Below are 7,683 nucleotides of genomic sequence, written 5' to 3'. Positions count from 1 at the left end.
AAACGTCGTATATCTGAAAAAATAACCCTTTATCAACAAAATTGGGACGTAATCAAAAATGCTATTGCTGAGCACATCCGTGTTTTATTAGCGTACCCAAATTAGTTTTGTGCGAAACTCGTGTCATTAAGAGGCGTTCAGTTTTTCCGTGATGGTGATGCGTTTAGCGGTGGAAGCGTGGCCTCCGTTGACGAGTTTGACGACCTGAGCATGGCTGAGCAAGAAGAGTTATTGGCAAGTTAAACACCAGGGAACTACCGCGGCCTGAGGTAGTTAAACAATCAGGCAATATTTAAAAATTAGGTTAATTTTTAACCTGTTTAACTTAAGGAAAATTTGATATGTAACGTGTAAATAAACCCGAGGAGGCTTAAAAATGAAATTAGATAATATGAGTGAAACCATTGCACTTACTAATCCCAGTAACAACCACCATTATCAGGTTAACCTGGAACAACCCGTTTATGCCGATGAGGAAACCAGAACATTAATCAATATGATCCAACTACTGGCAGAAAAAAACAAGTACCTGAGAAAAGAGAATAAACGATTGGCAAAGAGGCATCGGTAAAATGGTGGGCTGTGCAGGACTCGAACCCGCAACCGATGGACTAAAAGCCCTCTGCTCTATCGTTAAGCTAACAGCCCAATAGCAATTATAGCACAGGCATCAAAAAAGCTTTAACCACAAGAGAAAGAATACCTAAAATACCTGCGCCTAACATCCAGCGCATTAACTTTTGCTCAGCGCGAATGCCTGACATCTCAAGTTGCAGGTCTTTACGGGTTATTTCCATATCTTTACGGACATTTGTTATTTCAGCCGATAAGTCTTTGCGGACATCAGCGATCTCAGCTGATAAGTCTTTACGGACATCAGCAATCTCAGCCGATAAGTCTTTACGAACTTCTGTTATTTGAGCAGTTAAATCTTTACGGACATCTGCTATTTCTTTTCTGACATCAGATATATCACGCTTAACATCAGCAATATCAGCTTTAGTCGCTACATCAGCAACCTCATGTGATTTGCGTACAACAAGCGAAATAGCCTTAGCTTGCTGACTAGTAAGCCCAGCAGTTTGAAGCTCTTCTGATGCCTGTAGTGTATCAAATGCAACCTGCCCCATAGTAATAATCCTCCCATATTCAGGTAAGTATAACGGGTTTAGGGTTCCATCTGCAAAATCTTTCACGTTAATACCTTAATTCGTTTCATTACGGAGAAATATTTTTATGTCTAAAATTACCAAAACTGAATTAATGACGTTTAAAACTGATAATTTGGGTGTCGAGTTACAAGGAACCCTTTATCAAGGCAAACCAGTATTCTTTGCCGTAGAACTTGCTAAAGCACTTGGATATGCCGACCCGCATGATGCTCTGAATAATCACTGTAAGTCATTGATTAAACTTAATTCCGGTGAAACAACGGAATTGAATTTAGGCTTTTACCCTAAAGGAATCATACTTGCGCCAGAATCCGATCTCTACCGTCTGATACTAAAAAGCAAACTCCCCTCTGCTGAACGTGTTCAGGATTGGGTATGTGAAGAGGTGTTACCGGCCTTACGTCAACACGGAAGCTATAGTATTAAAAAGCATCACAAAGACGAAGGCAGCGGATTACCTGAATTTCGTAAAGCAAAGGCGATAGAAATTCAGGCAAAAGCCATACAAATTCAAATGGAAAATGTGAAGAAGATATTTGAATGGGCAACCAACCTTTCCGATAACGCCAGACAAACCATTATAGCCGGACTGATTAACCCTATTGCGGGTAGTGAAGTGATCCCTTTACCGCTAATCGCCGAAAAACATTATACGGCCACAGAGATTGGTAAAATGTTTAATGTTTCCGCAAATAAGATTGGGCGGATCGCTAATGACAACAAAATGAAACACGAGTTTCGCACAGGCATATAAAATTCTAAAAATGGCTTAAAAGCAATGATTAATCTGCAAGTTACTAAAAAACATAAATTTTCTTAAATTACAATAAGTTGTATTTGATTTATAAGGTTTTGACTATTTATATATCATGCTGAATTAAACTTAAAAATAGAGCGTTTTTTTATTGGTGCGAAACTCGTGTGAAAGTTAAAGCGTATGGCGATACCTACCTCGATAAATCACCTTACAGTAACAAAGAGGTTGAGTCCTTTCGCTACAACGAGAAGGCAATTAAGAAATTCAGGGAAATTCTTGTCGCTGAACAGGAATCCGCAAAAAACGCACTCGTTTAAATCACTATTGACGAAAGAAGAAATCATGCGCTATAGTTTATTTGCATCTGCAAAATCAGATGCCGGGATTCGCATCTCGCCGTAACTAGAAAGGCGCATAGCACGCCTAAAGCGTGTTTTTTTATGCGTCAGTCTGCCATATCAAGAATCAATGGTGGGCTGGATGGGGGAGCCGTAAGGCTCGCCGGGTCCTTTCTAGCCGGTAATGCGAATTCCGTCCAGTTCACCGCCCGTTAGATTCGCATCTTAAGGTGGTGATTGTCCTAAACCTAGAAAGGAAATCATTACTATGAATACTTTAATTTTCCGCAATACTATTCTTGAAACTATTTCTCGTAATGGAGAAATCTGGTTTACTTCTGCTGAAATCGCAAAAGTTCTTCAGTACGCTAGTGCCAAGTCTGTAACTAATCTTTACAACCAAAATCAAGATGAATTTGCTGATCATATGTCTCAGGTCATCGATTCAGTGACCTCAGGAAATTACCGTAAAAGAACTCGTATATTCTCTCTACGTGGTGCACATCTGATCGCTATGTTCGCCAATACGCCAGTAGCAAAAGAATTCAGAAAATGGGTGCTGGATATTCTCGATAAGCAAACAGTTAATCAAACCCCTAACTATAATCACCCTAGATACCAGCCTAAAAAAGCCGCAGAGCGTTTTAGCCATTCGGATACTCGTAACCTGACGCATTTAGTCTGGTGTATGACGAATGGCTTCCGGTTTGAGCGTTCATGGAGTAATGCGGTGTGGCTGGCGTTGCGTGAAGTGACGGGCACGCCATCACCGGAGCGTTTTCAGGTAGCGCATATCCCCTTAATCGCTGACGAGTGCAGACGGATTTACTATATCACCGAGTCATTGCGCCAAATTATTAATAACGCAGAAAAACAGGTTATCAAACGACTTTTACGTAAGCGTGAGAATATCGATACCGTATTAGCGGAAATAAAACAACTTTTTGAACAATTTCACCATCAACAAATCGGGATAATCACCGCACGCACCGATCACTGGTACGAAGGTGAAATCGCCCACTTCGTAGAACGCCATTAATTAATCTTAACGCCCCTTTTTATAGGGGCAATCTTTCATCAATTTAAGTATTGAGAGATTTCTACATGCAAAATCTAATGAATGTACCAAATGTCCCCCTATCCGGCGGTGAAACGATTGACTCACAACAATTACTGCTAATGGTCAACGAAACACGAAAAGAACATGGCGAACCACCAATTAGAAACAACAAATTTATTGAAAAGGTTAAAGATGAACTCGAAGGAGAGACCTACACAAAAAGTGTAGGTCAAAAAAACGGCGCTGATATTGAAATTATCCAGATGACGCTTAAACAAGCGCTCCGCGTCGCTGCCCGTGAATCTAAAGCCGTTCGCCGTTCACTGATTGATAAACTGGAACAACAAAGCAAACCTAAATCACAGGCTGAACTTAATCTGGCTTACGCAATTGCACAAGTTGAGCAAGAGCGTCGCTTAAAAAGTATCGAACATCTGGTAGAGCAAGTCTCAGAAGAAATCGAACACATCAAGCAAGGCACAATACCCGCGGGTTTCCAAGGCTATAGCTATTTGAAAACAAAATATGGCTTGAGCGATGCCAAATGTCGCCAGTTAGTGATGGCATGGAATGTGCCTTATAAAAAAGTGCCCCATGTTGTACCCGGTGGCCAAATTACCCAAATGTCGGTGGTTGATGAAGCAGCCTTTAGAAGTGCACTGGATAATATGATGCTTGAGTCTGAAAAACGCGGCAGTCAGTGGTATCACCCTAAAATGGGCCGTTTTTCCGTGACCGCCTGATAAGGATGGATTATGCAAAACTTGCTGTTTTGTGATTTAGAAACCTATAGCGATATTCCGATTAGGTGTGGCACACATCGCTATGCTGAAAATGCAGAAATATTACTTTTTGCGTATGCGTACAATCACACCCCTGTCAAGATCTGGGATGTGGCGCAAGATAAAATAATGCCCACAGATTTAAAAGCCTATCTTGATGACCCTGCGATTTTAACTGTCTGGCACAATGGCGGTATGTTTGATACGGTAATTTTAAAACACGTGTTAAATATTGACTTACCGTTATCCCGTGTTCACGACACGTTTGTGCAAGCACTAGCACATGGCTTACCCGGTGCCCTAGGTTCGCTTTGCGATATTTTCAACGTCAATAGCGATAAAGCCAAATATAAAGAAGGTAAAGCCCTTATCTCTTTATTTTGCAAACCGCGCCCTAAAAACAGCAAAATACAACGCGCCACAGCGTTAACCCATGCAGAGGAATGGCAATGTTTTAAACAATACTCGGGTTCAGATATTTTAGCCATGCGCGAGATTTATCAGCATTTGCCCCGCTGGAATATGAATTTTGACGAAACAACGTTATGGCAGTTAGACCAAAAAATTAATCGCCGTGGGATGTGTATGGACGTTGAGTTGGCGAAAAGCGCCTTGACCGCGGTTGAAAACGAGCAAAAACGGTTATCAACCGTCACCCGACAATTAACAGATAATGCTGTGCAAACCGCAACACAACGTGATGCCCTGTTACAACATATCGTTTCGGCATTTGGCATCACGTTACCGGATATGCAAGCCAGCACGCTACAGCGACGCGTTAATGACCCTGATATTCCACCTGCTTTACGCGAACTGTTGTCAGTCCGTTTGCAATCGTGCACAACCAGCACCAGTAAATATAAGGCACTGTTAAAATCGGTAAGCGCAGATGGACGACTTCGAGGAACCAAACAGTTTTGTGGCGCCTCACGCACTGGACGCTGGGCGGGGCGGATTTTTCAACCGGATAATCTCCCCAGACCCACGCTTGACCAAAAGACCCTTGATAACGGTATTGAGGCGTTAAAAGCCGGTTGCGCCGAGCTTATTTGTGATGACATTATGCAACTGACCAGTTCTGCGCTTAGAGGATGTATTATCGCCCCTCAGGGTAAGAAGCTGGTTATTTCCGATTTATCGAATATTGAAGGCCGCATGCTGGCATGGCTGGCGGGCGAAAACTGGAAAGTCAACGCTTTTAGCGAGTTTGATAACGGCAAAGGCAATGACCTCTATAAACTCGCTTATGCGCGCGCGTTTAATCTTTTACCTAAAAACGTCACCAAAGACCAACGACAAATCGGTAAGGTGATGGAGTTGGGCTTAGGCTATGGCGGTGGGGTTGCGGCATTTTTGACATTCGCCCTCGCCTACGGTCTGGATTTAGATGAACTGGCGGAAGCCGCATTGCCTAACATACCGCCTAGCGTTAAGCGAGAGGCAATAAGCTGGTATCAAAAATCCGTTGAAACGGATAAGACTTATGGACTGAGCGAAAAAGTCTTTGTTACCTGTGATTCCCTTAAGCGCATGTGGCGCAACGCCCATCCACAAACCGTATCATTCTGGTACGACATTGAAGAGGCAGTAAAACAGGCCATTCAGTCACCAGGGATAGTGTTTAAGTGCCGTAAACTTAGCGTTCGTCGCGATAAAGGCTGGCTCAGAATTTGTTTACCATCAGGTCGTAGTCTTTGCTACCCTTCTGCGCGAATAGAGAATGGACAAATCACCTACATGGGGACTAATCCCTACAGCCGTAAATGGGAACGGTTAAAAACCTACGGGGGAAAAATTACTGAAAATATATGTCAGAGCACTGCACGGGATGTCCTGGCGTATAACATGCCGTCTATTGAAAAGGCCGGTTATGAGATTGTCTTAACCGTCCATGATGAGATTATCAGCGAAGCGCCCGACACACCACAATTCTCAGCCGAGGGGTTAAGTAAGCTGTTAAGTCTTAACCCTGACTGGGCTTTTGATTTACCGCTTAGTGCAGCGGGCTTTGAGACTTATCGCTATCGCAAGGAATAAAATAACACACAGGATAAAATAAACATCATGGCCTTTAGAAAAAACGACAGCCCATTATATTTCAAGGCAGCACAGGATGCAGTTCACCTTGAGCAGTCAGGGCAATACCATGAAGCCGCCCGCGCATGGTCACAGGCAAACCGACTGGCACGTAATCGCGATAATCGGATCTGGAGTGAGAACCGCGCCGATTTTTGCCTTATGCAAATTAAGTGGGAACATATAAAAAGGATGTATTCATGCGATTAGTCAGGGAAGACAGCATCGAAAAACATTTGGTGCGTGAAGTGCAAAAAATCGGCGGTATTGCCTATAAATTTGTTTCACCTGGGCGACGAGGCGTGCCTGACCGATTAGTCGCGCTGCCCAATGGCAAGATTATTTTTGTGGAATGCAAAGCACCGGGCGAAAAGCCCACTCCCTACCAATTACGCGAACACGCACGGCTTTTTGCCCTAGGCCATCAGGTCATCGTACTGGACAGTCAGGATCTAAGCAGTATCCTAACCGTTGCGGGCTGAGAACCTTAAAAGCAATTTATCTTCTTGATTTCCCTTATTTAAGCCCCTGCGGGTTACAGAACACTTTTCACACTATCAATTTAACTTATTGACGAAAGAAGAAATTATGCGCTATAGTTTATTTGCATCTGATAAATCAGATGTCGGGATTGATACCCTGGTAATAGTCAAAGGCGCATAGCACGCCGTAAGCGTGTTTTTTTATGCGTCAGTCTACCATATCAAGAATCAATGGTGGGCTGGATAGGGGAGCCGTAAGGCTCGCCGGAGACCTCCTTTGACACCGGTAGTATCAACCCTGTTCAGTTCACCGCCAATATGAGATTGATACCTCTTTGGTGGTGATTGTCCTAAAATTCAAAGGAAATCATTACTATGACTAATCTAGTTTTCCGTAATACTGTTCTTGAAACTATTTCCCGTAATGGCGAAATCTGGTTTACTTCTGCTGAAATCGCAAGAGCTTTACAATACAAGAAAATTGATGCTATCACCCAGATTTATGCACGTAATTTGGACGAGTTTACATCTCAGATGTCAATGACACTCAATTTGAGGGTCAATGGAATAAACAATAGCTTACGTGAGAAAGTGGTACGAATTTTCTCTCTAAGAGGTGCACACCTAATCGCTATGTTCGCCAATACGCCAGTAGCAAAAGAGTTTAGAAAATGGGTGCTGGATATCCTCGATAAGCAAACAGTTAATCAAACCACTAACGCGAAACCTCAACCCCAACCGAAAGCCGTAGAGCGTTTTAGCCATTCAGACACCCGTAACCTGACGCATTTAGTCTGGTGTATGACTAACGTAGGACTTACGCAAATAGCATAATAATTGTAGGCTTTTTGAGCTGCTGACAAAGATAATCATCGAGCAATCCTCGCTTAATACGATAAAGCGTTTTGCCTGTACTTCGAGCAATTTGAGCTAATCGGGTCCAGACTAAAAAAGCACATGCAATATGATTGCGTTGTATCCGAGCATTGCGACATTGGCATTTTTCGAGTCCAGTG

Annotated in this window: 10 protein-coding genes, 1 tRNA gene and 2 pseudogenes; 10 read left to right on the top strand and 3 right to left on the bottom strand. The window is 42.9% G+C overall.

The annotated features are described in order from the left end of the window. Positions 1 to 123 precede the first annotated feature (123 nt). Positions 124 to 243: pseudogene (locus tag CBG25_RS10960) on the top strand (DUF2815 domain-containing protein); the annotation flags it as partial. Positions 244 to 376: 133 nt separating this feature from the next. Further along, on the top strand, positions 377 to 571 hold the full coding sequence (locus CBG25_RS10955) for a hypothetical protein (protein WP_290606618.1): 195 nt from the start codon (positions 377 to 379) through the stop codon (positions 569 to 571). 2 nt (positions 572 to 573) lie between these two features. Here the strand turns inward: CBG25_RS10955 and CBG25_RS10950 are convergent. Further along, positions 574 to 648: transfer RNA gene (locus CBG25_RS10950), tRNA-Lys, on the bottom strand. A gap of 8 nt (positions 649 to 656) precedes the next feature. Next, positions 657 to 1,130, bottom strand: coding sequence for a hypothetical protein (locus CBG25_RS10945; RefSeq protein ID WP_290606619.1), 474 nt, complete (start codon positions 1,128 to 1,130; stop codon positions 657 to 659). Between the two features lie 106 nt (positions 1,131 to 1,236). Here CBG25_RS10945 and CBG25_RS10940 point away from each other — a divergent pair, with 106 nt between their 5' ends. The 8 genes from CBG25_RS10940 to CBG25_RS10905 all read left to right on the top strand — a co-directional run bounded on the left by CBG25_RS10940 (position 1,237) and on the right by CBG25_RS10905 (position 7,501). Beyond that, a complete protein-coding gene (locus CBG25_RS10940; RefSeq protein ID WP_290606617.1) occupies positions 1,237 to 1,926 on the top strand; it encodes a Bro-N domain-containing protein in 690 nt (229 codons plus the stop codon). 167 nt (positions 1,927 to 2,093) lie between these two features. After that, positions 2,094 to 2,246 (top strand): hypothetical protein, encoded by a 153-nt coding sequence (locus CBG25_RS10935; RefSeq protein ID WP_290606616.1) that lies wholly within the window; start codon positions 2,094 to 2,096, stop codon positions 2,244 to 2,246. A 289-nt stretch (positions 2,247 to 2,535) separates the two neighbouring features. Next, a complete protein-coding gene (locus CBG25_RS10930; protein ID WP_290606614.1) occupies positions 2,536 to 3,306 on the top strand; it encodes a BRO family protein in 771 nt (256 codons plus the stop codon). Positions 3,307 to 3,371: 65 nt separating this feature from the next. Continuing rightward, positions 3,372 to 4,070, top strand: a complete 699-nt coding sequence (locus CBG25_RS10925) for a hypothetical protein (protein ID WP_290606613.1) — start codon at positions 3,372 to 3,374, stop codon at positions 4,068 to 4,070. 12 nt (positions 4,071 to 4,082) lie between these two features. After that, on the top strand, positions 4,083 to 6,146 hold the full coding sequence (locus CBG25_RS10920) for a DNA polymerase (RefSeq protein WP_290606611.1): 2,064 nt from the start codon (positions 4,083 to 4,085) through the stop codon (positions 6,144 to 6,146). A 27-nt stretch (positions 6,147 to 6,173) separates the two neighbouring features. Further along, on the top strand, positions 6,174 to 6,395 hold the full coding sequence (locus CBG25_RS10915) for an ANR family transcriptional regulator (RefSeq protein ID WP_290606609.1): 222 nt from the start codon (positions 6,174 to 6,176) through the stop codon (positions 6,393 to 6,395). Further along, positions 6,386 to 6,667 carry a VRR-NUC domain-containing protein gene (locus CBG25_RS10910; protein WP_290606608.1) on the top strand — a complete coding sequence of 94 codons (282 nt, stop codon included), beginning with the start codon at positions 6,386 to 6,388 and terminating at the stop codon, positions 6,665 to 6,667. The genes CBG25_RS10915 and CBG25_RS10910 overlap by 10 nt, the downstream gene beginning before the upstream one ends. Positions 6,668 to 7,042: 375 nt before the next feature. Continuing rightward, a complete protein-coding gene (locus tag CBG25_RS10905) occupies positions 7,043 to 7,501 on the top strand; it encodes a BRO family protein (RefSeq protein ID WP_366212769.1) in 459 nt (152 codons plus the stop codon). Here the strand turns inward: CBG25_RS10905 and CBG25_RS10900 are convergent. Next, positions 7,485 to 7,683 (bottom strand): annotated as a pseudogene (locus CBG25_RS10900) (IS701 family transposase); the annotation flags it as partial. The gene CBG25_RS10905 and the pseudogene CBG25_RS10900 sit on opposite strands and share 17 nt — an antisense overlap.

Origin of the sequence: Arsenophonus sp. ENCA, from assembly GCF_002287155.1 — a bacterium.
GTDB classification, from domain to species: domain Bacteria; phylum Pseudomonadota; class Gammaproteobacteria; order Enterobacterales; family Enterobacteriaceae; genus Arsenophonus; species Arsenophonus nilaparvatae.
The sequence above is the reverse complement of the archived record's forward strand: the minus strand, read 5'-3'. Positions and strand labels throughout refer to the sequence as shown.

Excerpts from the sequence above, each read along its gene's own strand:
- CBG25_RS10955 (WP_290606618.1), top strand. The coding sequence starts at position 377 with ATGAAATTAGATAATATGAGTGAAACCATTGCACTTACTAATCCCAGT.
- CBG25_RS10945 (WP_290606619.1), bottom strand. The coding sequence starts at position 1,130 with ATGGGGCAGGTTGCATTTGATACACTACAGGCATCAGAAGAGCTTCAA.
- CBG25_RS10940 (WP_290606617.1), top strand. The coding sequence starts at position 1,237 with ATGTCTAAAATTACCAAAACTGAATTAATGACGTTTAAAACTGATAAT.
- CBG25_RS10930 (WP_290606614.1), top strand. The coding sequence starts at position 2,536 with ATGAATACTTTAATTTTCCGCAATACTATTCTTGAAACTATTTCTCGT.
- CBG25_RS10925 (WP_290606613.1), top strand. The coding sequence starts at position 3,372 with ATGCAAAATCTAATGAATGTACCAAATGTCCCCCTATCCGGCGGTGAA.
- CBG25_RS10920 (WP_290606611.1), top strand. The coding sequence starts at position 4,083 with ATGCAAAACTTGCTGTTTTGTGATTTAGAAACCTATAGCGATATTCCG.
- CBG25_RS10915 (WP_290606609.1), top strand. The coding sequence starts at position 6,174 with ATGGCCTTTAGAAAAAACGACAGCCCATTATATTTCAAGGCAGCACAG.
- CBG25_RS10910 (WP_290606608.1), top strand. The coding sequence starts at position 6,386 with ATGCGATTAGTCAGGGAAGACAGCATCGAAAAACATTTGGTGCGTGAA.
- CBG25_RS10905 (WP_366212769.1), top strand. The coding sequence starts at position 7,043 with ATGACTAATCTAGTTTTCCGTAATACTGTTCTTGAAACTATTTCCCGT.